General features: G+C 69.6%; 20 protein-coding genes. 6 read left to right on the top strand and 14 right to left on the bottom strand.

The genetic code is table 11. The features are described from left to right. The first annotated feature begins 2 nt into the window (after positions 1–2). Positions 3–437, top strand: coding sequence for a pyridoxamine 5'-phosphate oxidase family protein (locus ACGF3H_RS34735; RefSeq protein ID WP_362486976.1), 435 nt, complete (start codon positions 3–5; stop codon positions 435–437). 8 nt (positions 438–445) lie between these two features. Here the strand turns inward: ACGF3H_RS34735 and ACGF3H_RS34730 are convergent, their stop codons facing one another. Further along, positions 446–640 carry a hypothetical protein gene (locus ACGF3H_RS34730; RefSeq protein ID WP_189228818.1) on the bottom strand — a complete coding sequence of 65 codons (195 nt, stop codon included), beginning with the start codon at positions 638–640 and terminating at the stop codon, positions 446–448. A 206-nt stretch (positions 641–846) separates the two neighbouring features. On the opposite strand from ACGF3H_RS34730, the gene ACGF3H_RS34725 reads away from it, so the two are divergent. Beyond that, on the top strand, positions 847–2,988 hold the full coding sequence (locus ACGF3H_RS34725; RefSeq protein ID WP_362486977.1) for a prolyl oligopeptidase family serine peptidase: 2,142 nt from the start codon (positions 847–849) through the stop codon (positions 2,986–2,988). A gap of 100 nt (positions 2,989–3,088) precedes the next feature. On the opposite strand, the gene ACGF3H_RS34720 is transcribed toward ACGF3H_RS34725, so the two are convergent. The 12 genes from ACGF3H_RS34720 to ACGF3H_RS34665 all read right to left on the bottom strand — a co-directional run bounded on the left by ACGF3H_RS34720 (position 3,089) and on the right by ACGF3H_RS34665 (position 20,487). Further along, positions 3,089–4,153: a dipeptide ABC transporter ATP-binding protein gene (locus ACGF3H_RS34720; protein ID WP_362486979.1), complete on the bottom strand. Its 1,065-nt coding sequence runs from the start codon at positions 4,151–4,153 to the stop codon at positions 3,089–3,091. Beyond that, the gene (locus ACGF3H_RS34715) at positions 4,146–5,138 is read right to left on the bottom strand and encodes an ABC transporter ATP-binding protein (RefSeq protein ID WP_362486981.1); all 993 of its coding nucleotides are present in this window, start codon (positions 5,136–5,138) and stop codon (positions 4,146–4,148) included. Before ACGF3H_RS34715 ends, ACGF3H_RS34720 begins: the two co-directional genes overlap by 8 nt. A gap of 9 nt (positions 5,139–5,147) precedes the next feature. Continuing rightward, positions 5,148–6,131 (bottom strand): ABC transporter permease, encoded by a 984-nt coding sequence (locus ACGF3H_RS34710; RefSeq protein WP_362486983.1) that lies wholly within the window; start codon positions 6,129–6,131, stop codon positions 5,148–5,150. After that, a complete protein-coding gene (locus ACGF3H_RS34705) occupies positions 6,124–7,047 on the bottom strand; it encodes an ABC transporter permease (RefSeq protein ID WP_362486985.1) in 924 nt (307 codons plus the stop codon). The genes ACGF3H_RS34710 and ACGF3H_RS34705 overlap by 8 nt, the downstream gene beginning before the upstream one ends. Before the next feature lie 9 nt (positions 7,048–7,056). After that, the gene (locus ACGF3H_RS34700; RefSeq protein WP_362486987.1) at positions 7,057–8,685 is read right to left on the bottom strand and encodes an ABC transporter substrate-binding protein; all 1,629 of its coding nucleotides are present in this window, start codon (positions 8,683–8,685) and stop codon (positions 7,057–7,059) included. Positions 8,686–8,918: 233 nt separating this feature from the next. Beyond that, on the bottom strand, positions 8,919–10,064 hold the full coding sequence (locus ACGF3H_RS34695) for a dipeptide ABC transporter ATP-binding protein (protein ID WP_362486989.1): 1,146 nt from the start codon (positions 10,062–10,064) through the stop codon (positions 8,919–8,921). Between the two features lie 27 nt (positions 10,065–10,091). Next, a complete protein-coding gene (locus ACGF3H_RS34690) occupies positions 10,092–11,153 on the bottom strand; it encodes an ABC transporter ATP-binding protein (protein WP_362486991.1) in 1,062 nt (353 codons plus the stop codon). A 10-nt stretch (positions 11,154–11,163) separates the two neighbouring features. Beyond that, the gene (locus ACGF3H_RS34685) at positions 11,164–12,141 is read right to left on the bottom strand and encodes an ABC transporter permease (RefSeq protein WP_318214285.1); all 978 of its coding nucleotides are present in this window, start codon (positions 12,139–12,141) and stop codon (positions 11,164–11,166) included. A gap of 116 nt (positions 12,142–12,257) precedes the next feature. Then, on the bottom strand, positions 12,258–14,060 hold the full coding sequence (locus ACGF3H_RS34680) for an ABC transporter substrate-binding protein (protein ID WP_362486994.1): 1,803 nt from the start codon (positions 14,058–14,060) through the stop codon (positions 12,258–12,260). Positions 14,061–14,171: 111 nt separating this feature from the next. Then, positions 14,172–15,203 (bottom strand): ABC transporter permease, encoded by a 1,032-nt coding sequence (locus tag ACGF3H_RS34675; RefSeq protein ID WP_362486996.1) that lies wholly within the window; start codon positions 15,201–15,203, stop codon positions 14,172–14,174. A 928-nt stretch (positions 15,204–16,131) separates the two neighbouring features. After that, positions 16,132–18,048 carry a translational GTPase TypA gene (gene typA, locus ACGF3H_RS34670; protein ID WP_362486998.1) on the bottom strand — a complete coding sequence of 639 codons (1,917 nt, stop codon included), beginning with the start codon at positions 18,046–18,048 and terminating at the stop codon, positions 16,132–16,134. 153 nt (positions 18,049–18,201) lie between these two features. Beyond that, positions 18,202–20,487 (bottom strand): ABC transporter family substrate-binding protein, encoded by a 2,286-nt coding sequence (locus ACGF3H_RS34665; RefSeq protein WP_362487000.1) that lies wholly within the window; start codon positions 20,485–20,487, stop codon positions 18,202–18,204. A gap of 319 nt (positions 20,488–20,806) precedes the next feature. Between ACGF3H_RS34665 and ACGF3H_RS34660 the strand changes: the two genes are divergently transcribed. The 4 genes from ACGF3H_RS34660 to ACGF3H_RS34645 are packed head-to-tail and all read left to right on the top strand — an operon-like array spanning position 20,807 to position 24,672. Beyond that, the gene (locus ACGF3H_RS34660) at positions 20,807–21,097 is read left to right on the top strand and encodes a hypothetical protein (RefSeq protein ID WP_362487001.1); all 291 of its coding nucleotides are present in this window, start codon (positions 20,807–20,809) and stop codon (positions 21,095–21,097) included. 20 nt (positions 21,098–21,117) lie between these two features. Then, a complete protein-coding gene (locus ACGF3H_RS34655) occupies positions 21,118–21,951 on the top strand; it encodes a hypothetical protein (RefSeq protein WP_362487002.1) in 834 nt (277 codons plus the stop codon). 16 nt (positions 21,952–21,967) lie between these two features. Next, a complete protein-coding gene (locus ACGF3H_RS34650; RefSeq protein ID WP_362487003.1) occupies positions 21,968–23,905 on the top strand; it encodes a fumarate reductase/succinate dehydrogenase flavoprotein subunit in 1,938 nt (645 codons plus the stop codon). Then, the gene (locus ACGF3H_RS34645) at positions 23,902–24,672 is read left to right on the top strand and encodes a succinate dehydrogenase/fumarate reductase iron-sulfur subunit (protein WP_362487005.1); all 771 of its coding nucleotides are present in this window, start codon (positions 23,902–23,904) and stop codon (positions 24,670–24,672) included. The genes ACGF3H_RS34650 and ACGF3H_RS34645 overlap by 4 nt, the downstream gene beginning before the upstream one ends. Here the strand turns inward: ACGF3H_RS34645 and ACGF3H_RS34640 are convergent. Next, entirely contained in the window at positions 24,669–25,754 is a 1,086-nt protein-coding gene (locus tag ACGF3H_RS34640) for a hypothetical protein (protein WP_362487007.1), read from the bottom strand. The two genes, ACGF3H_RS34645 and ACGF3H_RS34640, sit on opposite strands and share 4 nt — an antisense overlap. Positions 25,755–25,821 lie beyond the last annotated feature (67 nt).

The raw sequence follows: 25,821 nt of genomic DNA, 5'->3' as shown, positions 1-25,821 counted from the left end.
CCATGAGCGAGAACGCCGAGGTACCCGCCGGCACCACCAGGAACGACGGCCCGGCCCCCCGGGCGCTCACCGACCAGGAGCTCTCCCGGCTGTTGGGCCGGCAGCGCTTCGGCGTGCTGGCGAGCGTCAGGAGCAGCGGCCATCCACACCTGTCGACCGTCCTCTACGAGTGGGACGCCGAGGAACGCGTGCTGCGCGTCTCCTCCACCGCCGACCGCCTCAAGGTCCGCCAACTGCGCCGCGACCCGCACGCCTCGCTGCACGTCGACGGCCCGGACGTCTGGTCGTTCGCCGCGGCGGAGGGCGAGGCGGAGATCGTGGACCCGGCCGACGGGGCGGCCCCGGGCGAGCGGCCGCTGCCCGACCGCCGGGTGGTGATCCTGATCAGGGTCTCCCGGCTGTACGGGACGGCCCTGGACGTCGCCGCCCAGGGCTGAGCCGGCTGTCAGAAGTTGATGCTCCCGATCATCCCCGCGATGTTCGACGTCACCTCACTGATCGTGGGGGCGACGGTCGAGGAGGCCAGGTAGAAGCCGAGCAGCATGCAGACGACTGCGTGCCCGGCCTTCAGTCCTGACTTCTTGACCAGCAGGAAGACGATGATCGCCAGCAGCACCACCGCCGAAATCGAGAGTGCCACGGCGGCTCACCTCCAAAGAACCCAGGGACATGGGAAGGTCGGACGCGGTCGGACTATCGGAACGCTTCGGTACGCGGGAGCAGATAAATCCACGCAGCGGGCACCCAGTTGATACCCACTATGCGCTAGTGATCATAACTATCCGTACGCGCGCATCGATCGGCGCACGGCCGCACAAGGGGGCGCATGGCCAATATGGTCAGGGCATGACGACCGAGTCCGACTCCTTCCCCAAACGGCACGCCCGCACCCAGCGGTTCACGCTCGGCGCGCCGCGTTCGTTCACCGTGGCACCCGACGGTTCACGGGTCGCCTTCCTGCGCTCCGGTTCCGGTACGGACCGGGCCAACTCCCTGTGGGTCCTCGACGTCGCGGACGGCGGGGAGCGCGTCGCCGCCGACCCGCGCGCCCTCCTGGGCGGCGCCGAGGAACGCCTGTCGCCCGTGGAGCGGGCGCGGCGCGAGCGCAGCCGCGAGGGCGGCGCCGGCATCGTCGGGTACGCCACCGACGCCGCCGTCGAACTGGCCTCCTTCGCCCTGTCGGGGCGGCTCTTCACGGCCGAGCTGCGCGCGGGGACGGCACGCGAACTCCCCGCCCCCGGGCCGGTGATCGACCCGCGCCCCTCCCCCGACGGACGGCACGTCGCGTACGTCGCCCGGGGTGCCCTGCGGGTGGTGGGCGCCGAGGGGGACGGGGACAGGGCGCTGGCCGATCCGGACGGCGACGGAGTCTCCTACGGCCTCGCCGAGTTCATCGCCGCCGAGGAGATGGGGCGGGCGCGGGGCTTCTGGTGGGGCCCGGAGTCCGACCGGCTGCTGGTCGCGCGGGTGGACGACACACCGGTCAGGCGCTGGTGGATCTCCGACCCGGCCCACCCCGGACGTGATCCACAACACGTCCCGTACCCGGCGGCGGGCACCGCCAACGCGGACGTACGGCTGTTCGTGATCGGGCTGGACGGGGGGCGCACGGAGGTCCTGTGGGACCGGGCGCGGTACCCGTATCTGGCGCGGGTGCACTGGTCAGCGGCGGGTGCGCCACTGATCCTCGTACAGGCGCGCGACCAGCGCAGTCAGCTGTTCCTCGCCGTGGACACGGAGTCCGGGACGACCCGGATGGTGCACGCGGACGAAGATCCGATTTGGCTGGAACTCTTCCCCGGAGTGCCCTGCTGGAGCCCGTCCGGGCAGCTCGTGCGGATCGCCGACGAGGGCGGGGCGCGGGTGCTGACGGTCGGGGAACGACCCCTCACCGGGGCACAGTTGCACCTGCGGGCGGTACTCGACGTCTCCGGCGACGACGTGCTGGTCTCCGCGTCGGCGGGCGAGGGCGCGGCGGACCCGGAGACCGGCGAGGTGCACGTGTACCGGGTCAACGAGCTCGGCGTGGAGCGCGTCTCGCAGGAGCCCGGCGTGCACTCGGCGGTGCGCGCCGGGGGCGTGACCGTTCTCGTCTCCGCGACGCTCGGCCGGCCGGGGGCACGGGCACAGGTTCTGCGGGACGGGAAGCCCACGGCGACCGTGACGTCGTACGCCGAAGACCCCGGTTTGTCCCCGCGCGTGACGCTCACCCAAGGGGGCGCACGCCGCGTCCCGTGCGCCGTGCTTATGCCAACGGACTACCACGGTGACACCCCCCTCCCGGTGCTCCTGGACCCGTACGGCGGCCCGCACGGCCAGCGCGTGGTGGCCGCGCACAACGCCCACCTCACGTCCCAGTGGTTCGCCGACCAGGGCTTCGCGGTGGTCGTCGCCGACGGGCGGGGCACCCCTGGGCGCTCCCCCGCCTGGGAGAAGGCCGTCAAGGACGACGTGGCCGCGGTCGTCCTCCAGGACCAGGTCGACGCGCTCCAGGCACTCGCCGCCGACTTCCCGCTCGACCTGGACCGGGTGGCCGTCCGCGGCTGGTCCTTCGGCGGCTATCTGGCGGCCCTGGCGGCGCTGCGCCGGCCGGACGTCTTCCACGCGGCGATCGTCGGCGCCCCGGTGACGGACCTGCGGCTGTACGACACCCACTACCAGGAGCGCTACGTCGGCCACCCGGACGAGCAGCCGGAGGTCTACCGGCGCAACTCGGTGATCGACGACGAGGGCCTGGTCGACGCCGCAGAGCCGCACCGGCCCATGATGATCATCCACGGGCTGGCGGACGACAACGTGGTGGTCGCGCACTCCCTGCGCCTGTCCTCGGCCCTGCTGGCGGCCGGACGCCCGCACGAGGTGCTCCCGCTGTCCGGCGTCACGCACATGACCCCGCAGGAGACGGTCGCCGAGAACCTGCTGCTGCTCCAGGTGGACTTCCTGAAGCGCTCGCTGGGCCTGACCTCACCCGAACACCGACGGCCGTAACACTCAGGCAACTTCGCCGAAGCGGCACCGATATACGGACGCGCGAAGCTCGTCCGCGTACGGCCGTGCGGGTGCCGTGAGCGGGCCGGGGAGCGCCATGTCACCCCGGCCCGCTGCCGTCGTCCTCCGCCTCGGGCGGCACCACCTGCTTCTCCTCCGCGAAGTGGCACGCCGAGTCGTGCGCGGCGGGCCCGGGCACGTCCCGGAACCCGGCGGGCACCGCCAGTGCGGGCACCTCCAGGGCGCACCGCTCGCGCGCCTTCCAGCAGCGGGTGCGGAAGCGGCAGCCGGAGGGGATGTTCGTCGGGGAGGGCACGTCACCGGCGAGGATGATGCGCTCGCGGTGTTCCCGGGCCTCCGGGTCGGGCACCGGCACGGCGGACAGCAGCGCCTGGGTGTAGGGGTGGGTGGGGTGGTCGTAGATCTCCGCGTCGCGGCCGGTCTCCACGATGCGGCCGAGGTACATCACGGCGACCCGGTCGGAGATATGCCGGACGATCGACAGGTCGTGGGCGATGAAGATGTACGAGAGCTCGAACTCGTCCTGGAGCCGGCCCATCAGGTTGACGACCTGCGCCTGGACGGAGACGTCGAGGGCGGAGACCGGTTCGTCCGCGACGATGACCTCCGGGCGCAGGGCGAGCCCGCGCGCGATGCCGATGCGCTGGCGCTGGCCCCCGGAGAACTGGTGCGGGTAGCGGTTGATGTACTCCGGGTTGAGGCCGACCACGTCCAGCAGGTGCTGGACCCGTCTGCGCCGGTCACCCTTCGGGGCCACCTCGGGGTGGATGTCGTAGGCCTCCCCGATGATGTCGCCCACCGTCATCCGGGGGTTGAGGGAGGTGTAGGGGTCCTGGAAGACCATCTGGATGTTGCGGCGCACGGCCTTGAGGGCCCTGCCCGACAGGCGGGTGATGTCCTCGCCCTTGTAGCGGATCTCCCCCGCCGTCGGCTTCTCCAGGTTGACCAGCATCCTGGCGACCGTGGACTTGCCGCAGCCGGACTCGCCGACGATGCCGAGGGTCTCGCCGCGCCCGAGGTCGAAGTCCACGCCGTCGACCGCCTTGACCGCGCCGACGTGCTTCCTGAAGAGGATGCCGGAGGTGAGCGGGTAGTGCTTGACGAGGCCGCGGACCTCGAGGACCGGTTCGGTGGCCTCAGCCATGCAGGCACTCCCTCCAGAAGTGGCAGGCGCTCCCGCGTTCCGCGCCGTTCCACTCCGGTTCCGTCACGTCGTACAGCGGTGGCACGTCGGTGCGGCAGACGTCCTGGGCCATCGGGCAGCGGGGGTGGAAGGCGCAGCCGGGCGGGATGCGGGTGAGGTTGGGCGGCAGGCCCTTGATGGCGTACAGCTCCCGGCCCTTCTGGTCCAGGCGCGGGATCGACTCCAGCAGGCCGCGGGTGTACGGGTGCGCCGGGGCCTTGTAGATGTCGTGGACGGGGGCCGTCTCCACGATCCGGCCCGCGTACATCACGGCGATCTTGTCGGCGACGTCGGCGACCACGCCCAGGTCGTGGGTGATGAGGATCAGGCCCATGTGGTACTCGCGCTGGAGTTCCGCGAGCAGTTCCATGACCTGGGCCTGGACGGTGACGTCGAGGGCGGTGGTCGGCTCGTCGGCGATGATCAGCTTGGGTTCGAGGGCCATCGCCATCGCGATCATGATGCGCTGGCGCATGCCGCCGGAGAACTGGTGCGGGTACTGCTTCACCCGCTCCCTGGCGGCGGGGATGCGCACCCGGTCCATCAGGTCGACGGCCCTGGCGCGTGCGTCCTTGCGGGACATGCCCCGGTGCACGGTGAACATCTCGCCGAGCTGGTCGCCGACGGTGAGCACGGGGTTCAGCGAGGACAGCGCGTCCTGGAAGATCATCGCCATCTCGGCGCCGCGGACCTTCCGGCGTTCCTCCTCCTTCAGCTTCAGCAGGTCCCGGCCCTGGAACAGGACCTCGCCGGAGGTGACCCGGCCGGGCGGGACGTCGAGGATGCCCATGATGGTCTGGGCGGTGACGGACTTGCCGGAGCCGGACTCGCCGAGGACGGCCAGGGTCTCGCCGGCGTCCACTTCGTAGCTGACGCCGTTGACGGCCTTGGCGACGCCGTCCCGGGTGTGGAACTCCACGTGCAGGTCGCGCACTTCGAGCAGCATGGCGGCGGCTCACCTCAGCTTCGGGTCGAGGGCGTCGCGCACCGCGTCGCCGAGCATGATGAACGCGAGGACGGTGATGGCGAGGGCTCCGGAGGGCCAGAGGAGGGCGTGCGGGGCGTTGCGGACGTAGGGGGCGGCGGAGGAGATGTCGATGCCCCAGGAGACACTGGGCGGCTTGAGGCCGACGCCGAGGAAGGACAGGGTCGCCTCCAGGGAGATGTAGGTGCCGAGCGCGATGGTCGCGACGACGATGACGGGGGCGACGGCGTTGGGCGCGATGTGCCGCAGCAGGAGGCGGGAGTGGGAGGCGCCCAGCGCCCGCGCGGCCTGGACGTAGTCGTTCTGCTTGGCGGTGATGACGGAGCCGCGGGCGATGCGGGAGATCTGGGGCCAGCCGAGCAGCACGATGAAGCCGATGACCGGCCAGACGGTGTTGCTGGTGATGACGGACAGCAGCACCAGGCCGCCGAGGACGACCGGGATCGCGAAGAAGACGTCGGTGATCCGGGACAGGACAGCGTCCCCCGCCCCGCCGAAGAACCCGGCGAGTCCGCCGAGCACGCTGCCGAGGACGGCGACCCCGAGCGTGGCGAGGACGCCCACCTCCACCGACGTACGGGCGCCGTAGACGGTGCGGGTGTAGACGTCGCAGCCCTGGCCGTTGAAGCCGAAGGGGTGGCCGGGCTGGGAGCCCTCCTGGGCCTTGGCCAGGTCGCACTTGAGGGGGTTGCCGGAGGCGATCAGGGACGGCCAGACGGAGATGACGATCAGGAAGAGGATCACCAGGGCGGAGATGATGAAGACCGGGTTGCGGCGCAGGTCGTGCCAGGCGTCGGACCAGAGGCTGCGGGGCTTGTCCCGGGGGCCGGTGCCGTCGGGGCTCTCCGGGGGCTTCTCCAGGGTGATGGCCTCGCTGGTGCCGAGGTCCATCGTGCCTCCCATGCCGGTCCCGGCCATCGCGCGCTCGGGCTCGTAGGACTCCTGCTCAGGCATAGCGGATCCTCGGGTCGAGTACGGCGTACAGGAGGTCGACGACGAGGTTGGCGACCAGGAAGACGAGGACCAGGACGGTGACGAAACCGACGACGGTCTGCGTGTTCTGGCGCAGGATGCCCTGGTAGAGCTGGTAGCCGACACCGTGGATGTTGAAGATCCGCTCGGTGACGATGGCGCCGCCCATCAGGGCGCCGATGTCGGTGCCGATGAAGGTGACGACGGGGATGAGGGAGTTGCGCAGCAGGTGCCGGGTGACGACCCGGTGGCGGGGCAGGCCCTTGGCGATGGCCGTGCGGACGTAGTCGGAGCGCCGGTTCTCCGCGATGGAGGTCCGGGTCAGCCGGGTGACGTACGCCAGTGACACGGAGGCGAGGACGAGGCCGGGGACGATCAGCTCGTCGAAGGGGGCCGCCGTGGAGACCGCCGGGTCGATCCAGCCCCAGGTGACGCCGAGCAGGAGCTGGAGCAGCAGGCCGGTGACGAAGGTGGGGACCGAGATCACGACGAGGGTGAGCAGCAGCACCCCGGTGTCGACGGGGCGTCCGCGGCGCAGGCCGGTGACCACGCCCAGCGCGATGCCGACGACGATCTCGAAGAGGATGGCCACGACGGTCAGCCGGATGGTCACCGGGAAGGCGGTGCCCATCAGCTCGGTGACCGGCTGGCCGTTGAAGGCGGTGCCGAAGTCGCCGGTGAAGACGTTGCCCATGTAGGTGAGGTATTGCTGCCACACGGGCTTGTCGAGGCCGAACTCCCTCCTGAGCTGCGCCGCGGTCGCCGGGTCGCACTCCCGGTCGCCGCACAGGCCGGCGATGGGGTCGCCCATCACGTTGACCATCAGGAAGATCAGCAGCGTGGCCCCGATGAAGACCGGGATCATCTGGAGCAGCCGCCGGACGACGTACCGTCCCATGGCGCCTCCTCAGCTGACCTTGATCTCGTTGTAGACGGGGACGCTGAAGGGGTTGAGCTTGACGTCGGACAGCCGCTGCGAGTAGCCGGCGCTGCCGTTCTGGTACCAGAGCGGGATGGCGGCCATGTTGTCCCGCACGACCTCCTCGGCCTGCTGGAAGGTCCCCACGGCCTTGGCGGTGTCGGACTCGCCGTTCGCCTGGTCGACGAGGTCGTCGAACTTCTGGTCGGACCACTTGCCGTCGTTGGACGAGGCGTTGGTGTAGTAGAGCGGCTGGAGGAAGTTCTGGATGAGCGGGTAGTCCATCTGCCAGCCGGCGCGGAAGGGGCCGCTCATCTTCTTGTCGGTGATCTGGTTGCGGAAGTCCGCGAAGGTGCCGACCGGGTTGCCGACGCAGGCGCGGTCGTTGTCGAGGGCGTTGTTGATGGAGTTGCAGACGGCGTCGACCCACTGTCCGTGGGAACCGGTGTCGGCGTTGTACGTGATCTTCACCTGGCCGCCCGGCAGGCCGCCGCCGTCCTTGATCAGCTTCTTCGCCTGGTCCGGGTCGTACTCGCAGGCGTCCCCGCACAGACCGGCCTTGTAGCCGCCGTCCTCGCCGAGGACGGGCGAGGTCCAGTCGGTGGCCGGGGTGCGGGTCCGCTGGAAGATCGTGTCGGTGATCTGCTTGCGGTCGATCGCCATGGACAGGCCCGTGCGGACCTTGTCGGAGCCGGGCTTGTTCCAGTCCTTGTCGTAGTACGGGAAGGCGAGGGTCTGGATGATGCCGGCGGGGGTGTTGATGTACCGGTCGCCGAGGTCGTTCTTGACGTTCTTGAGCTGGGCGGCGGGGATGTCGTCGACGAGGTCGAGGTTGCCGGCCATCAGGTCGGTGTAGGCGGTGTTGTTGTCGGTGTAGACCTTCAGGTCGACGCCGCCGTTGACGGCCTTGTCGGGACCGGGGTACTGCTCCCACGTGCGCAGGGACATCTGGGAGCCGCGGGCGTAGTTGTCCACCTGGTAGGGCCCGTTGCCGACCGGCTTCTTCACCCAGGCGTCGTGGTCGTCGAAGAACGCGGTGGGCAGCGGGGCGAAGGCGGGGTAGCCGAGGGTGTCGGGGAACGTCGAGAACTTCTGGCTGAGCTTGACCGTGAAGGTGCGGGGGCCGGTGACCTTCAGCCCGGAGAGCGTGTCGGCGCTCTGCTCGCTCCCGTCCTCGGGGTGCACCTTGTCGTAGCCGTCGATGTAGGCGAAGAAGTACGCGTTGCGCTGGTTGTTCTTCAGGCTCGCGCCGTAGTTCCAGGCGTCCGTGAAGGACTGGGCGGTGACCTTCTCGCCGTTGCTGAAGGTCCAGCCGTCCTTGACCGTGATGGTGTAGTTCTGCGAGTCCGAGGTGTCGATCTTCTCGGCGAGCATGTCCTTCGCCTCGCCGGTCTCCGGGTCGTACTTCTTCAGCCCCCGGAAGATCATGTCGAGGACCTTGCCGCCCTGCACCTCGTTGGTGTTGGCCGGCTCGAGTGGGTTCTGCGGGTCGCCCCAGGAGGAGCTGAGCACGGCACCGCTGTCCGAGCCGCTGTCCCCGCCGCCCCCGCAGGCCGTCACCGCGAGGGCTGCCGCCGCCGCGCCTGCGGCCCATTTGGCGTGCGTGGCTCCGCGCATGGAGTGCCTCCCAGTGCCTGACTCGTCCGCTGGTCCCTTGTCGGCCAGCATCGGGGGGCGGCTCCTGCAGCGCACATTCGTCCGGTCCGTACGGGTTCGGGGGTCCTCCGGACGGACGCAAGGGGGCAGCGGGCCGTGCGCGGCGGCGCGCGAAGGACCGGGGGCGGGAGAGTCGTCCTCCCGCCCCCGGTCCACGGGCCGTCAGGTCTCCGGCCGGGGCCGGACCCGCCGGGTCAGCTCTTCGAGACGTCCGCCCCGCCGTCGGTGCCGTCCTCCAGGGCCGAGAGCGCCGGGTCGAGGACGATGTCCTCGGCGCGGGCCTCGACGGTGGGCTCCTCCGGGAAGTGGCAGGCCGTCAGGTGACCGGCCCTGTTGCCCTCGATGCGGACGAGCGGCGGCTCCTCCGTCGCGCACTTGTCCTGGGCCTTCCAGCACCGCGTACGGAACCGGCAGCCGGACGGCGGGGCGATCGGCGAGGGCACGTCGCCCTGGAGGCGGATGCGCTCCTTCTTCTCCGCGTCGATGTCCGGGTCCGGCACGGCCGACAGCAGCGCGTGCGTGTACGGGTGGCGCGGCCGCTCGTAGAGGGAGTCACGGTCCGCGATCTCCACGATCTTGCCCAGGTACATCACCGCGACGCGCTGCGAGAAGTGCCGCACGATCGACAGGTCGTGGGCGATGAAGACGAACGCGATCCCCATCTCCCGCTGCACCTCCTGCAGCAGGTTCACCACCTGGGCCTGGATCGACACGTCGAGGGCCGAGACCGGCTCGTCGGCGATGATCAGCTTCGGCTGGAGCGCGACGGCACGCGCGACACCGATGCGCTGGCGCTGACCGCCGGAGAACTCGTGCGGGAAGCGGTTGTAGTGCTCCGGGTTGAGACCGACGATCTCCAGGAGCTCCCGGACCCGCTTCTCGCGGCCGCCGGGCGGGTTGATCCCGTTGATCTCCATCGGGCCGGAGATGATCGTGCCCACGGTCTGCCGGGGGTTCAGCGACGCGTACGGGTCCTGGAAGATCATCTGGATCTCGGACCTGATCGGCGCCAGCTGGGACCGGTTGGAGCGGGTGATGTCCTGCCCGTTGTACTCGATCGTGCCCTCGGTGGGCTCGTACAGACGGGTGATCAGCCGGCCGGTCGTCGACTTGCCGCAGCCGGACTCGCCGACGAGGCCGAGGCTCTCCCCCGCGAAGACCTCGAAGTCGACGCCGTCGACGGCCTTGACCGCGCCGACGGTGCGCCGGATCGGGAAGCCGCCCTTGATCGGGAAGTGCTTCTTCAGGCCCTTGACCCGCATGAGGGGTTCGCTGCCGCCGTCCCGCTGCTGCGGGATCGAGTCGGCGACCGCCGTGTTCGTCTTGCTGTTGTCGCTCATGGTGATGCCCCAGTCGCCGGTTTCCGCTCAGCCCAGCCGGGGCTGAATCGTCTCGATGAACACCTGCTGCCGCTGCTCGCCCGTCAGGTGACAGGCCGCCGCACGGCCCGGGCCGAGCGTCGGGCGCTCACCCGAGCAACGCTCCCCCGAAACCTTGTCGGTGAACGCGCACCGCGGGTGGAACGGGCAACCCGTGGGCGGGTTCAGCAGCGAGGGCGGCGATCCCGGGATCGGCATCAGCGGCTCGTCGACGTCGGAGCCGAGCCTCGGCATCGAACCCAGCAGACCCCAGGTGTACGGGTGCTGGGGCGACTTGAGCACCTCGCGCACCGTGCCGCGCTCGACGGCACGGCCGGCGTACATCACCAGGATGTCGTCGGCCATGTTGGCGACCACGCCCAGGTCGTGGGTGATCATGATGATCGCGGAGCCGAACTCCTGCTGGAGGTCCTTGAGGAGGTCCAGGATCTGCGCCTGCACGGTCACGTCGAGGGCCGTGGTCGGCTCGTCGGCGATCAGCAGGTCCGGGTCGCAGGCGAGCGCCATGGCGATCATGGCGCGCTGCCGCATACCGCCGGAGAACTGGTGGGGGTAGTCGTCCACCCGCTGCTGCGGGTGCGGGATGCCCACCTTCTCCAGCAGGTCGATGGCGCGCACCCGGGCGTCCCTCTTTGAGGCGCCGGTGTGCTTCATGAACGGCTCGCCGATCTGGCGGCCGATCGTGTAGTACGGCGACAGCGCGGTCAGCGCGTCCTGGAAGATCATCGCCATCTTCTTGCCGCGCAGCTTTTCCATCTGCTTCTCACTGGCGTCGGTCAGCTCCTGACCGTCCAGTGTGATCGACCCGTCGATGGCGGTCTTCTTGCGGTTGTGCAGGCCGAGCACGGCCAGGTTGGTCACCGACTTGCCGGAGCCGGACTCGCCCACGATGCCGAGCGTCCTGCCGCGCTCCAGGTCGAAGGAGAGCCCGTCCACCGCCTTGACGATGCCGCCCTCGGTGGAGAAGTGCACCTTGAGGTCGCGCACCGACAGGAAGGCGTCCCCCGCGGCGGCGGGCGTGGCCTCTTCGGGCTTAGTCTGAGTGGTCACGGTGGTTCTCCTAGGACAGGCGCACGCGCGGGTCGATGACGGCGTACAGGGCGTCCACGATCAGGTTGAAGACGATGATGAGCGCGGCGCTGACCAGCATGACGCCCATCAGCATCGGCAGGTCCTTGTTGGTGACGGAGTCCAGCGCCAGCCGGCCGAGTCCGGCCAGACCGAACGTCAGCTCGGTCACCATGCCGCCCGACAGCAGCGAGGACAGGTCGATGCCGAGGATGGTGACGATGGGGATGAGGGAGCCGCGCCACGCGTAGCGGAAGAAGACGTAGTTGCCGGACATGCCCTTGGCGCGGGCCGCCTTCACGTGTTCTTCCTGCAGTTGCTCGATCATCGACGAACGGCTCATGCGGGTGTAGTTGGCGGTGAAGATCGTCGCCATGACGAGCCAGGGGATCAGCAGCCCCATGAACCAGCCGCCGAGGTCCTCGGAGAACGGCACGTACTTCGGCTTGTCCAGCCAGCCGGTGTTGTAGACGAAGAGCAGCAGGACCAGCGGACCCAGGAAGTAGATCTGCATGGAGCTGATGACCAGAGAGCCCGAGCTGAACGTCTTGTCCAGCCAGGTACCGCGGTTCTTCGCGGCGAGCATGCCTGCGCCGAGACCGACGATGAGGAAGACCAGGAGGCTGCCGACGGTCAGCGAGAGCGTCAGCGGGAAGCGGTCGACGATCGTGTCCCAGACGTTCTGGTTGTTCGCGAACGAGACACCGAAGCAGGGCGCGGCGCAGTGACCGACGGCGAAGTCACGGCCGGCGAAGATGCCGACGATGAAGTTCCAGTACTGGACGGGGACCGGTGAGTCGAGGCCGAGGTTCTTGTGGATGATCGCCAGCGCGTCCGGCGTGCAGTTCTTGCCACAGGCCAGCATGGCCGGGTCCTGCGGGATCGCGAAGAACATGAAGAACGTGAACGCACTGATCAACAGCAGAATCAGCGCCGCGCCGAACGTCCGGCGAATGAGGAATTGAAGCATGGCAGGCAGCTGCTCTCAGGACGGCGGCAATCGGTTGGGGAGGTCTGGAAGGGGATCCGGGCCCCGGTGGTGGGCGCTCCGCCGCGCGCCCACCACCGGTTTCCCGACAGGACGGATTACTTCTTGAGGAAGATCCGGGTGACGTCCACGTAGCTCGAGTCCGAGCTGTAGCGGATGCCGCCGATGTTCGAACCGAAGATCTGGAAGACCTTGGTGTAGTAGATCGGCGCGGCCGGGTTGACCTTCTCGGTGATGTACTTGCCCAGCTCACCCCAGGCCTTGGTGGCCTCGGCGGTGTCGGTGATCTTCTGGATCCGGGCGATCTCCGAGTTCACGTGGTCGTCGTTGATGTGCGAGTAGTTCGACGCGCCGTCCTGGATCTGCGTGCCGTCGTACACCGGCGGGAAGACGGTGGACGCGGACGGCCAGTCCTGGCCCCAGCCGGTCATGTACAGGTCCAGGCCGTTGTTGACCTTGCCGACCTGCTCGTACCAGGTCGCGGCGTCGATCTCCTTCTTCTGGATGTCGAGGCCGATCTTGCCCAGCGCGTCGGCGATCAGGACGGCCTGCTGCTGACGGGTCGGCGTGTTGCCGTAGGCGTAGACGAGCTTCTTGCCCTCGTAGCCGCCTTCCTTGATCAGCTTCTTGGCGGCCTCGATGTCACCGTTCGGCTTCTTGGCGCGGTTGAACGGGTCGTACGTCTCGTCGTAGCCCGGAGTGGTGGGCGACATCAGCGAGTTGGCGACCTCACCGCCGTAGGCGCCACCGTCGGCCTTGAAGACCGAGGAGGCCGGCAGGGCCAGGGCGATGGCGTCACGGAGCTTCTTGTCCTTGACGCGGTCCATGTTGAAGTTGAGCTGCCACACGTAGGGCGCGTAGCCCTGGATCGTGCGGTTGGCCATGGCGTTCTTGTCGCTGACGACCTTCTGCAGCTGCGTGGTGGCGACCTGGCCCGTGAACATCATCGCGTTCTTGGCCTCGCCCTGGTCGGCGAGCAGGGTCTTGGTCTGGTCTTCGTCATCGTGGTTCATCTCGATGTTGAAGCCGTCCACGTACTGGTGGCGCACCGAGTCGGACTTCGCGTCCCACTGGGGGTTCTTGACCAGCTTCATCGACTTGCCCGGCTTGAAGTCCGCGATCTTGTACGGACCGGTGGCGACGGGGTCGGAGTCGTACTTCTCCTTGGTGTCCGTCTCCTCCGGAACGACGCCGTAACCGGGCATGGTCAGCATCTGCGGAAGGTCGGGCTGCGCGTCCTTGAAGTGGAAGACGATCGTCTTGTCGTCCGGCGTCTCCAGGACGTTGTCGGGCAGGTGCTTGCCCTTGTCCGGACCTTCGTACGCCTTGCGGTAGGTGGTGCCGGCGCCGGACAGCCACTGCTGCAGGTAGATCGGACCGTCGGTGATGTAGGAGGAGTACAGGCGCTCGACCGTGTGGCGGATGTCCGCCGAGTTGATCGGGTTGCCGTTCTCGTCCTTCAGGTTGTCCTTGAGGGTGTACGTCCAGGTCTTGCCGCCGTCGGACGCCTTGCCCGCGTCGGTGGCGAGGTCGCCCACGACGGTCAGGTTGCCCTTGTCGTCCTCGGAGTACTGGGTCAGGCCGCGGTAGATGAGGCGGCTGAGCAGCTTGCCGTCCGAGACGTAGATCTGGCCCGGGTCCAGGTGGGAGAAGTCGTCCTCCTGGTACACGGTCGCGACGCCACCGGGCTTGGCACCGGGGACCTCGGCCGCGGGACCGGTCGACGCCTGGGCGTCACCGATCTGCACCGGCTTGGACTGCGACGCGGCGTCCTTCTTGCTCTTGCTGTTGTCCTTGGACGAGTTGCCGCTGTCGCCGCCGCCGCAGGCGGTGAGGGTCAGGGCGCCCGCCGCCACCGCGACGAGCGCGGCCGTAGCGGTGCGGTTTCGGAAGATGCTCATGGAGTCGAATCCACCTGCCTGTGAGTAGTGAGCACTGCAGTTGCGCGGCCGGAGACGGGCTGTGTGGCACCGGGCCCGACCTGGGGCAGAGCGAGGAGTCCCCGTGGGGGCTCAGCGGCCCGTCTTGGGATCGAAGGCGTCCCGCACCGAGTCGCCGAGGAGGTTGAAGGCCACGACGAAGATCACCATGGCGATGCCGGGGAAGAGCATGTAGTACGGGTCCTGCTCCACGATGTTCGCGCCGATGGCGAACATCCGTCCCCAGTCCGGCGTGGGTTCGACGTATCCCACACCCACGAAGGAGAGGAAGGCGATGCTCAGGATGGTGCTCGGCAGCGTGAGAGTCGCCTGCACGAGCGTGGGCGTGACGATGTTGGGCAGTAGTTCCTTGCGGATGATCCGCCAGGACGAGGCGCCGGAGATGCGCGCGGCCTCGACGAACTCCCGGTCACGCAGGGACAGCGTGGCGGCTCGGACGATGCGCGCCATGCTCATCCATCCCAGGAAGGCCATCACGATGATGATCGCGCAGGTGCGCACGTAGGTGGGCGTCTCCTCGTCCGGGGCGACGAACACCGTGGTGATCACGGGCATCGCGGCGACGAAGAACAGCTGGCTGGGCAGGGCCATGAAGAAGTCGGTCACCCGGCCGAGCCAGTAGTCGGTCTTGCCTCCGAAGTAGCCGCCGGCGAGGCCGATCAGCACACCCACGATCGTCATGATGAGCGTCGCGGCCAGCGCCGTGGCGATCGAGGTCCGCATGCCGTACAGCAGCTGCGTGAAGACGTCGCGTCCCAAGCCGGGTTCGATGCCGAACCAGAATTCGCCGTCGATGCCACCGGCCGGCTTCGCCGGCATGGTGAACATGTCCAGGAGGTCGGGGTTGTCCTGGCCGTAGAGCGTATACGGGTTCTTGCCGTACACCTTCGCGATCAGCGGCGCCGCTGCCGCGACGACGAAGAAGAACAGGACGACGAAGGCAGAGATGACGCCGGCGCGGTCGCGCTTGAAGCGACTCCACATCAACTGCCCGGGACTGCGCCCCTCAGACTCCTTCGACTCCTTGGCGTCGCCCTGGGGTGCGCTCTCTTTGTCCAAGACGGAAGAGGCTTCAGCACCCTCAATCTCGATTGGACTCGTCATGATTCGTCCATTTCACAGGTGTTGGAGACCGTCGGCAGTGCACGAGTGGTCCGACGGCCTTCGCACGGCGTATGTCATTCGAAGCGCGCGAGGGGGAACAACGACTGGCGGCGAACCCGCCCTTGGGGAACCTGGCTCACGGTCGGCACCGGCCGGCCGTGGGAACGAGCCGTCAAGGAAGTCCGCGCCACCGGATCGCCGGCGCGGCGAAGGCAGCGGAACCGAACCCACCCACGGGACCTGCACCTGCCACCGGGGACGACGCGGCCCATATGGCGCTTTTGGCACCTCGCATGGGTTCCTCCTCATGAATCCGCTGGTTCACCGCAAAGAGGAGCACACGACAGTTCCCGGCCCCGTCACCGGTGCCCGAGATCAGTCAAGTGCCCCCGCGCTCGCGAGTCTGCGCCGTCAGCGCCTGACCCGTTCATACGAGCTCTACGCGCCTAACTATCTGCCATCCGCCAGGGACCGAACCACACTCTCGAGGTCTCGGTTCGATCACAGATAGGGGCTAGATCTTCCAAAATCCGGACAAAGGGTTTGGTGAGAGATCACTGCGAAACGGACTTGTTACACATCTATCGGAAGGCGATGCCCGGATAGCGGACACCTGTGTCAGGAAAAGAGATTGCGAGTAACGTGCCCGCCGTGCAGGGTGCCCACAGGCATGTCCCGCGCCCGGCACGCTCCGTGTGCGGGGCGGTTGACCTCGGTGACGTGCACCCCGGCCCCACCGGCCCGTGCGGCCGCGTGACTTGCGGGCAGGGTAGTGCGAGTCGGTCCTCCGGACGGCATCTCCCCACGAAATAGAGGGTTTTCCCTACGCTTTCGCGAGCCTCTCTTCAGAGGATCGCACCACAGACGCGAAAACGGCGCCGGGCACCCCTCGACGAGAGGGGTGCCCGGCGCCGTTCGGCGGTGCGGGTCAGCCGTGCTTGGCGCGGCTCGCGGCGCGGGCGCGCTCACGGGCGTCCAGGTTCACCTTGCGGATACGGACGGCCTCGGGGGTCACCTCGACGCACTCGTCGTCGCGGCAGAACTCGAGCGACTGCTCCAGCGACAGCTTGCGCGGCGGGACGATCGCCTCGAACGAATCGGCCGAGGAGGAGCGCATGTTCGTGAGCTTCTTCTCCTTGGTGATGTTGACGTCCATGTCGTCGGCGCGGGAGTTCTCGCCGACGATCATGCCCTCGTACACCTCGGTGCCGGGCTCCGTGAAGAGCACGCCGCGCTCCTGGAGGTTGGTCATCGCGAACGCGGTGACCGCACCCGAGCGGTCGGCGACCAGCGAGCCGTTGTTGCGGGTCGTCAGGGTGCCGAACCAGGGCTCGTGGCCCTCGTGGATGGAGTGGGCGATGCCGGTGCCGCGGGTCTGGGTCAGGAACTCGGTGCGGAAGCCGATGAGACCCCGGGAGGGGACCACGAACTCCATGCGGACCCAGCCCGAGCCGTGGTTGGACATGTTGTCCATCCGGCCCTTGCGCACGCCCATGAGCTGCGTGACCGCGCCCATGTGCTCCTCGGGCACGTCGATCGTCATGCGCTCGACGGGCTCGTAGGTCTTGCCCTCGACCTCCTTGGTGACGACCTGCGGCTTGCCGATGGTCAGCTCGAAGCCCTCGCGGCGCATCTGCTCGACCAGGATGGCCAGCGCCAGCTCACCGCGGCCCTGCACCTCCCAGGCGTCCGGACGCTCGGTGTCCAGGACGCGCAGCGAGACGTTGCCGATCAGCTCGCGGTCCAGACGGTCCTTGACCTGGCGCGCGGTGACCTTGCGGTCCTTGACGACCGCCTTGTTGTCCGCGCCCTTGCCGGTGGCGCCGCGGCCGACCAGCGGGGAGGTGTTGGTGCCGATGGTCATGGAGATCGCCGGCTCGTCCACCGTGATCAGCGGCAGCGGAACCGGGTTCTCCGGGTCGGCCAGCGTCTCACCGATCATGATCTCCGGGATGCCCGCGACGGCGCAGATGTCACCGGGGCCGGCCTTCTCGGCGGGCTTGCGGGTGAGCGCCTCGGTCATCATCAGCTCGGAGATGCGCACGTTCTGCACGGACCCGTCGCGCTTCATCCAGGCGACGGTCTGGCCCTTCTTCAGCTCGCCCTGGTGGACGCGCAGCAGCGCGATGCGGCCGAGGAAGTTGTCGGCGTCCAGGTTGGTGACGTGGGCCTGGAGCGGGGCGCCCTCCTCGTAGGTGGGGGCCGGGATGTGCTCCAGGATCGTCGAGAAGAACGGCTCCAGGCTGGTGGAGTCGCTCGGGACGGTGCCGTCCTCGGGCTTGGTGAGGGAGGCGACGCCGTCGCGGCCGCAGGCGTAGACGATCGGGAACTCGATCTGCTCCTCGTCGGCGTCCAGGTCGAGGAAGAGGTCGTACGTCTCGTTGACGACCTCGTCGATCCGGGAGTCCGGCCGGTCCGTCTTGTTGATGCAGAGGATGATCGGCAGGCGCTGCTGGAGCGCCTTGCGCAGCACGAAGCGGGTCTGCGGCAGCGGGCCCTCGGAGGCGTCCACGAGCAGGACGACGCCGTCGACCATCGACAGGCCGCGCTCGACCTCGCCACCGAAGTCGGCGTGGCCCGGGGTGTCGATGATGTTGATGGTGATGACGTCGCCGCCATCCTTCGGGTGGTACTTCACCGCCGTGTTCTTGGCCAGGATCGTGATGCCCTTCTCACGCTCCAGGTCGTTCGAGTCCATCATGCGGTCGTCGACGGAGTCGAGCTGGTGCGCGGCGAAGGCACCGGCCTGCTTGAGCATCCCGTCGACGATGGTGGTCTTGCCGTGGTCGACGTGGGCGACGATGGCGACGTTGCGGATGTTGTGACGCGTAACAGACACAGCCATGTGTGGCGTACTCCCGGAGGGTGTGAGGACGGCCCTCGCGGACGTCCGTGTCACGCGGGCCTGCCGGGCGATACGTGCCACGGCCTCACCCAATGGTACGGGGCCGTGAGGGCAGGGGCTTGCCGGGCCGTGTGCGCGGGACGGGGAGCCCGGTCAGGACGACGGACTCGCCGACCGCGGCGCGCCCTCTGCACCCTTCTTCAGGAAGCCCATGTCCTCGTAGACCGGGGTCCCGAAACCGAAGGCGCCGGCGTTGACGAGGTTCTTGCGGGCGGCCGTCAGCTGGGGGCGCTGATAGAGGGGGATGGAGCCCGCCGCCGCCCAGATCCGCGAGTCCGCCTTGCGCAGCAGGTCGCGGGCCTCCTTCTCGTCCAGCGTCCCCAGGGCCTGGTCGAAGAGCTGGTCGACCTGGTCGGTGCCGACCCGGGTGTAGTTCTGCGCGACGTTCAGGGAGCCGTCGGCGGCCGGGACGGGCTTGGCGTAGATGGGGCGGGCGTCGGTGGCGGGGAAGGCGGTGGTCGGCCAGGAGTAGAGCGCCAGGTCGTACTCGCCGGAGGCGATGTGGTCCTTGAAGTAGCTCTCGTCGGAGACCTTGGTGATGTCGGTGCCGATGCCGACCTTCTTCAGCATGCCGGAGATGCGGTCGGCCACGGTGCGCAGCGCCTCGGAGCCGGGGCCGGAGGGCAGCACGAAACGCAGGGTGAGGGCCTTGCCGTCCTTGGCCAGCGGCTGCACGGCCGAGCCGGCCGGGGCGGCGGTGCCCTTGGGGGCGTAGGCGCCGGGGGCACCGCCCTGGGCGGTGTTCTTCCCGGTGCGGTGCTTCTCGCCGCTCTCCTGGTCGGTGTCGTCGTTCTTGTTGTCCTCGCCGACGATGTAGGTGCCGTCGTCGCCGCCCTCGGACTGCTCCTCGTCCTTGTCGTCCTTGTCGCTCTTCTCGCTCTTCTCGCTCTTCTCGCTCTTCTCGCTCTTCTCGCTCTTGGACTTCTCGCCCTCGGCGCCGGCCGCCTCCTCCTCTTCCTCCTGCTCGTCCACGGGGCCGCCGGGCACCCACCCGGCGTCCGCGAGGAGGGCGCGGGCCTCCTTGGCGTCCTGGCCGCCCAGCGCTCCGCTGTTGTCGGCGTACACGGGCTGGCCGGCCAGGGCGAGGTGGCTGCCCACCGGCTCGGCGGGCAGACCCAGCGGCTTGAGCACCGCCTCGGCCAGTGCCTCCCGGTCCAGGGCGCGGGCGACGGCGCGGCGGACGCGCTCGTCGGCGAGGGGGCCGTCGGCACCGTTGAGGGCGAGCTGGGTGTAGGCGGGCTCCAGCGACTTGCGGAGCTCGAATCCGCGCAGGGCCCGCTGCCGCCGCTGGTACTTCTCCGCCGCCTCGCGGCGCTTCTCGCGCGCGAGGGTCTCCTCGTCGGCGGCCTCCTCGTCGGAGCCGTTGGCCACGGCCCAGGAGCGCAGCTCGTCCGCGGCGGACCGCTTCCCGTCGGGTCCGGGCAGCGGCGTACCGCCCGGTCCGGGGGCCGGGCTGCCGCCGGCGCCCATGACCGGGGTGCCGGTGCCCGCGTCCCGGGGCCCCGCGGCCAGCGCCACCTGCTCGGCGGTATCCGGGTCGATCTCGGCCAGGTCGACCTCACCGGCGGCCAGGGCGGAGACCCGCTTGTCGCGCGGCACGGCGCTCAGCACGATCTCGGAGAGCTTGGGCTGGTCGCCCCACCAGCGGGGGCTGCGGGCGAGGACGACCTCGTCGTCCTTGGTGTCGACCTTCTTGAGCGAGAAGGGCCCGGCGGTGACCTTGAGCTTGCGCCGGGCTCCGTCGTTGAAGGAGTCCGGGGTGCCCATGACGTCCTTCGGGTACAGCGGTGTGAACAGCGACTTCCAGTCGGCGTAGGGCCGGCTGAAGGTGACCTTGACCTCCAGGTCGTTGGCGCCGCGCTCGATCTTCTCGATGCGGTCGTAGCCGGCGTTGCGTGCGGTCCAGTAGGCGCTGTCCTTGCCGGACAGGGCCCGCCACTGGGCGGCGAAGTCGGCGGCGCCGATCTCCCGGCCGTCGCTCCAGACGGCCTGCTGGTTGAGCCTGTACAGGACGACCTGCTTGGGCTCGGTGTCCACGACCTTCGCGGACTCCAGGTAGTCGGCGTCGCGCACCGGGCGGCCGTGCGCGTCCGTCCGGTACATCGCGGGCAGCACGGCCTGCGCGACGCGGGTGGTGGTGGCGTCGGCGTCCGACTGGAAGGTGTTCAGGGTGTCCGGCACGGAGTCCACGGCCCAGTGCAGGGTGCCGCCGTCGGCGATCCGGGCGCGGGCCGCGGAGGCGATGTCCTGCCCGGCGAGCGGCTTCCCGGACGGGTCCTCGGAGCTGCAGCCGGCCAGCGCGGGGAGCGTGAGCACACCCGCGGTGAGGAAGGCGACCGAGCGCGTGACCGCGCGGGGTCCGACGCCGACGTGGGACATCTCTGCTACCTCCGGTAGGCCGCGGGCTGGTGATCACGTCCGTGGTGATCGCTTTTGCGGTATATGGAGTTGATCATTTGTATCCGTGCGGTATGCGGCCACTGAAGAGGAAACGGTTCGGCGACGCGGGGAGACACGGCGGTGACGCTGTCCAAGCCCACCCGTGCGGCGCAACGCACCGCATCGCGCACCTGTACGCCCCGGCCAATCGCTGCACGTCCCTTCCCAGCGGCCGGTGTGACGCGCGACACTCGCAGGCGCATGAACGTCACCGTCCAGGACCGGCCGCGTGCCGGACCTACGGAAGTGAGGTCACGTCATGTCCGTGCACGACGACCTGTCATCCCTCCAGCGCTGCCTCGACGACCTGACCCGGTCGGTGAGCCGCCTGGCCCAGCAGCTCGGCGGCGACGGCCTGGAGATGCGCCGGGTCCGCACCGACGCCGGCCACCTGCGCGAGAGCGTCGCGCTGCTGCGGGCGGCGGCCGCCTCCCCCGACGCGGCCGAGCGGCCCGACCTCGTCCCGATCCCCGACACGCCGTACGACGGCTCGCTGTGGACGGACTCGGACGACGAGGGCCTCGGCGCCCGCGACCGCCGCGCCCCCTGACACCGACCCGGAGCCGCCCCGTGGCCACTGGAACGGAACCACCCGACACGGACCGCCGTCGCCGCGGCGGCGTCCACGCCCCGACGCGCGCCGCCATCCGCGCCCCGCACCTGCGCACCGACCGCTGGTGGCTGGCACCGGCCGCCACCGCCGCCGGGCTGCTGGCCTTCGTCGTCTACTCGACCTGGCGGGCCTTCGCGAACGCCGACTACTACGCGGCCCCGTACGTCTCGCCGTTCTACTCGCCCTGCCTGGCCGAGAACTGCGAGCCGATGCGCGCCGGCCCGAACTGGGAGCTGTTCGGCACCTGGTGGGGCGTCTCCCCCGCGATCATCATCCTGATCTTCCCGCTCGGCTTCCGCCTGACCTGCTACTACTACCGCAAGGCCTACTACCGGGGCTTCTGGGCGTCCCCGCCGGCCTGCGCGGTGGCGGAGCCGCACCGGAAGTACACCGGCGAGACCCGCTTCCCGCTCGTCCTGCAGAACGTCCACCGGTACTTCTTCTACGCGGCGCTGCTGGTCGCGGGCATCCTCACCTACGACACCGTGCTCTCCTTCCGCGACGAGCACTACGCCTGGGGTCACATGGGTCTGGGGACCCTGGTGTTCCTCGCGAACATCGCGCTGATCTGGGCGTACACCCTCTCCTGCCACTCCTGCCGGCACGTCGTCGGCGGCAAGCTCAGGCACTTCTCCCGGCACCCCGTGCGCTACCGGATGTGGCAGCTGGTCGGGAAGCTCAACGCCCGGCACATGGCCCTGGCCTGGGCGTCGCTGGTGAGCGTGGCGCTCGCCGACTTCTACGTGTATCTCGTCGCGTCCGGTGTCTTCGACGATCCGCGCTTCTTCTGATGAGTGAGGGCTCTTGATGTCCGTGGTCGACCGGCAGGAATGGGACGTCGTCGTGGTGGGCGCGGGCGGCGCCGGACTGCGCGCCGCGATCGAGGCCCGCGAGCGGGGCGCCCGTACGGCCGTGATCTGCAAGTCCCTGTTCGGCAAGGCGCACACCGTGATGGCCGAGGGCGGCATCGCCGCGGCCATGGGCAACGTCAACTCCGGCGACAACTGGCAGGTCCACTTCCGCGACACCATGCGCGGCGGCAAGTTCCTCAACCAGTGGCGGATGGCCGAGCTGCACGCCCAGGAGGCCCCGCAGCGGGTGTGGGAGCTGGAGACGTGGGGCGCGCTGTTCGACCGGACCAAGGACGGCCGGATCTCGCAGCGCAACTTCGGCGGCCACGAGTACCCGCGCCTCGCGCACGTCGGCGACCGCACCGGGCTGGAACTGATCCGCACGCTCCAGCAGAAGATCGTCTCCCTCCAGCAGGAGGACGCCCGGGAGACCGGGGACCACGAGTCCCGCCTCAGGGTCTTCCAGGAGTGCACCGTGACACGGGTCCTCAAGGAGGGGAACCGGGTCTCCGGCGTCTTCGGGTACGCACGCGAGACGGGACGCTTCTTCGTCCTCCAGGCGCCCTCGGTGGTGATCGCCACGGGGGGCATCGGCAAGTCCTTCAAGGTGACGTCGAACTCGTGGGAGTACACCGGCGACGGCCACGCCCTGGCGCTGCTGGCCGGGGCGCCGCTGCTGAACATGGAGTTCGTGCAGTTCCACCCGACGGGCATGGTCTGGCCGCCGTCGGTCAAGGGCATCCTCGTCACCGAGTCGGTGCGCGGCGACGGCGGGGTCCTGCGGAACTCCGACGGCGAGCGGTTCATGTTCGACTACGTCCCCGACGTGTTCAAGGAGAAGTACGCCGAGTCGGAGGAGGAGGCCGACCGCTGGTACGACGACCCGGACCGCAACCGGCGGCCGCCCGAGCTCCTCCCCCGCGACGAGGTGGCCCGGGCGATCAACGCCGAGGTGAAGGAGGGCCGGGGCTCACCGCACGGCGGAGTGTTCCTCGACGTGTCGACCCGGATGCCGGCCGAGGTGATCAAGCGCCGGCTGCCCTCGATGTACCACCAGTTCAAGGAGCTGGCCGACGTCGACATCACGGCCGAGCCGATGGAGGTCGGACCCACCTGCCACTACGTGATGGGCGGTGTCGCCGTCGACTCCGACACGGCCGCCGCGCGCGGGGTGCCGGGGCTGTACGCGGCCGGTGAGGTGGCCGGCGGCATGCACGGCTCCAACCGGCTCGGCGGCAACTCGCTGTCCGACCTGCTGGTGTTCGGGCGGCGGGCGGGCCGGCACGCGGCCGCGTACGCGGCGGCCCGGGAGTCCGGTGCGCGGCCCCGGGTGGACGACGACCAGGTCGCCGCCGCAGCGGCTGAGGCACTGCGGCCGTTCTCGGCCGAGACGGAGCAGCCCGAGGAGGGGCCGCCGGAGAACCCGTACACCCTCCACCAGGAGCTCCAGCAGGCGATGAACGACCTGGTCGGCATCATCCGCCGCGAACCGGAGATGAAGCAGGCCCTGGAGAAGCTGGCCGAGCTGCGGCTGCGGGCCCGCCGGGCCGGTGTGGAGGGACACCGGCAGTTCAACCCGGGCTGGCACCTCGCCCTGGACCTGCGGAACATGCTGCTGGTCAGCGAGTGCGTGGCGCGGGCCGCGCTGGAGCGCACCGAGTCGCGCGGCGGGCACACGCGCGAGGACCACCCGACGATGGACCGCCGGTGGCGCCCGGTCAACCTGCTGTGCTCCCTGGCCGACCCGACGGGCACCCTGGCGGCGACGGACCCGGAGCGCGGCCAGATCAGCCTGGAACGGCAGACCACCGAGCCCGTACGTCCCGACCTGCTCGCCCTCTTCGAGAAGGACGAACTGGTCAAGTACCTCGCCGAGGAGGAGTTGTCCGAATGAGCGGCTACGTGGCCGGCTTCCGGGTGTGGCGGGGCGACGCGGAGGGGGGTGGACTGGAGGACTTCCGCGTCGAGGTGAACGAGGGCGAGGTGGTCCTCGACATCATCCACCGCATCCAGGCGACCCAGGCCCCCGATCTCGCGGTCCGCTGGAACTGCAAGGCCGGCAAGTGCGGTTCGTGCTCGGCGGAGATCAACGGGCGCCCCCGGCTGATGTGCATGACCCGCATGTCGGTCTTCGGCCGCGAGGAGACGGTCACCGTCACCCCGCTGCGGGCCTTCCCGGTCGTCCGCGACCTGGTGACGGACGTGGGCTTCAACTACGCCAAGGCGCGGGAGGTCCCGTCCTTCGTCCCGCCCGCCGAGCTCGGGCCGGGTGAGTACCGGATGATGCAGGAGGACGTGGACCGCTCGCAGGAGTTCCGCAAGTGCATCGAGTGCTTCCTGTGCCAGGACACCTGCCATGTCGTCCGTGACCACGAGGAGAACAAGCCGGCCTTCGCGGGTCCGCGTTTCCTCATGCGGGTCGCCGAGCTGGACATGCACCCGCTGGACGCGGCACCGGAGACCGGCCTGGACCGCAAGCGCACGGCCCAGGACGAACACGGCCTCGGCTACTGCAACATCACCAAGTGCTGCACGGAGGTCTGCCCCGAGGGCATCAGGATCACCGACAACGCGCTGATCCCGCTGAAGGAGCGGGCCGTGGACCGCAAGTACGACCCGCTGGTGTGGCTGGGCTCGAAGATCCGGCGCCGGCCGTCCTAACGGACCCAGCCGTCGCGGTACGCCGCCCAGTCCTCCTCCGTCGCCGCGAAGTCGATGTACGCGGCGACACCGAAGCGCGCACGGTCCGCGTCCGTGCGGGACAGGCCGAGGCGCACGCCCCGGACGGCGGCGGCGACGGTCTCGGCGTGGTTCCAGTGGCCGAAGCGGTTCTCGTGGTAGAAGGGCAGGCCCATCAGCAGGTGGGTGGTCGGCGGCGTGACCTCCAGGGCGAGGGAGGTCTGCTGGGCGACGTAGCCGCCGTACAGGCTCTGCAGGGGCTGCATGGTGTCGTAGGACATGACGGCGATCTGGTCGACGCGGCGGGCGACCTGGCCGAAGAACGCCTGCGACCACCACTTGGGGTGTCCGGCGACCGTGCCCCAGAAGGAGTGGAAGGCGGGGAGCGGGTCGATCTGGTGGGCGGCCACCGAGAGCTGCGCGCCCTCGGCCCGCGTCACCGCGTGCAGGTCGTCCAGGAGGGACAGGTAGTTCCGGTCGCCGGAGTGGAGGGGCTCCAGGTCGAGGTGGACACCGTCGTAGCCGGCGTCCAGGACCTGACGGGCCGAGCCGACGACCGCGGCCCGGGTGGCGGCCTTCTCCAGCCGCATGCCGTCGGGGCTCTCGGTGGCGAGGACGTCGCCGAGGAAGGCCTGGACGCGGACGCCGGGCATCTCCCGGTGCACGGCCTCGGTCAGCCAGTGCGCCTTCGGGTACAGCGACCGGGGCAGGGTGCCGTCGTGCTCCATGGGCCCGGTGTGGACGTACAGGTCGCGGATGCCGGTGGACTCCAGGCGGCGGGCCAGCGCGGCGACGTCCGCGTCGTCCTTGCGGCCGTCGACCCAGGCGTGCCCGAGCCAGATCGCGTCGCGGTTCCTGGTCTGGGTGCCGTCGGCGGGGTCGCCCATGTAATTGACGCGCAGCGCGGTCTCGGCGGTGAGGAGGGGCACGAGCAGGACGAGGAGCACGGCGAGGGCGATGCGGCGGACGCGGCGCAGCCGTCGCTTCCTCGCGGGCGGCCCCTCGGGGGCCTGCTCGTCGTCGGCGGCTGCCGCTGCGGCGCTCCTCGGTTCCGTGTCCTCCACGGTGTCCCCTCCCTGTGGCCGTCCCCGGTCGCGCCGGCCGGTTGTGGCGCATACGCTCCGAGCGTGT

Source organism: Streptomyces sp. NPDC048185 (genome assembly GCF_043202495.1).
Lineage (GTDB): Bacteria > Actinomycetota > Actinomycetes > Streptomycetales > Streptomycetaceae > Streptomyces.
This window is presented reverse-complemented; position numbering and strand designations above follow the sequence as displayed.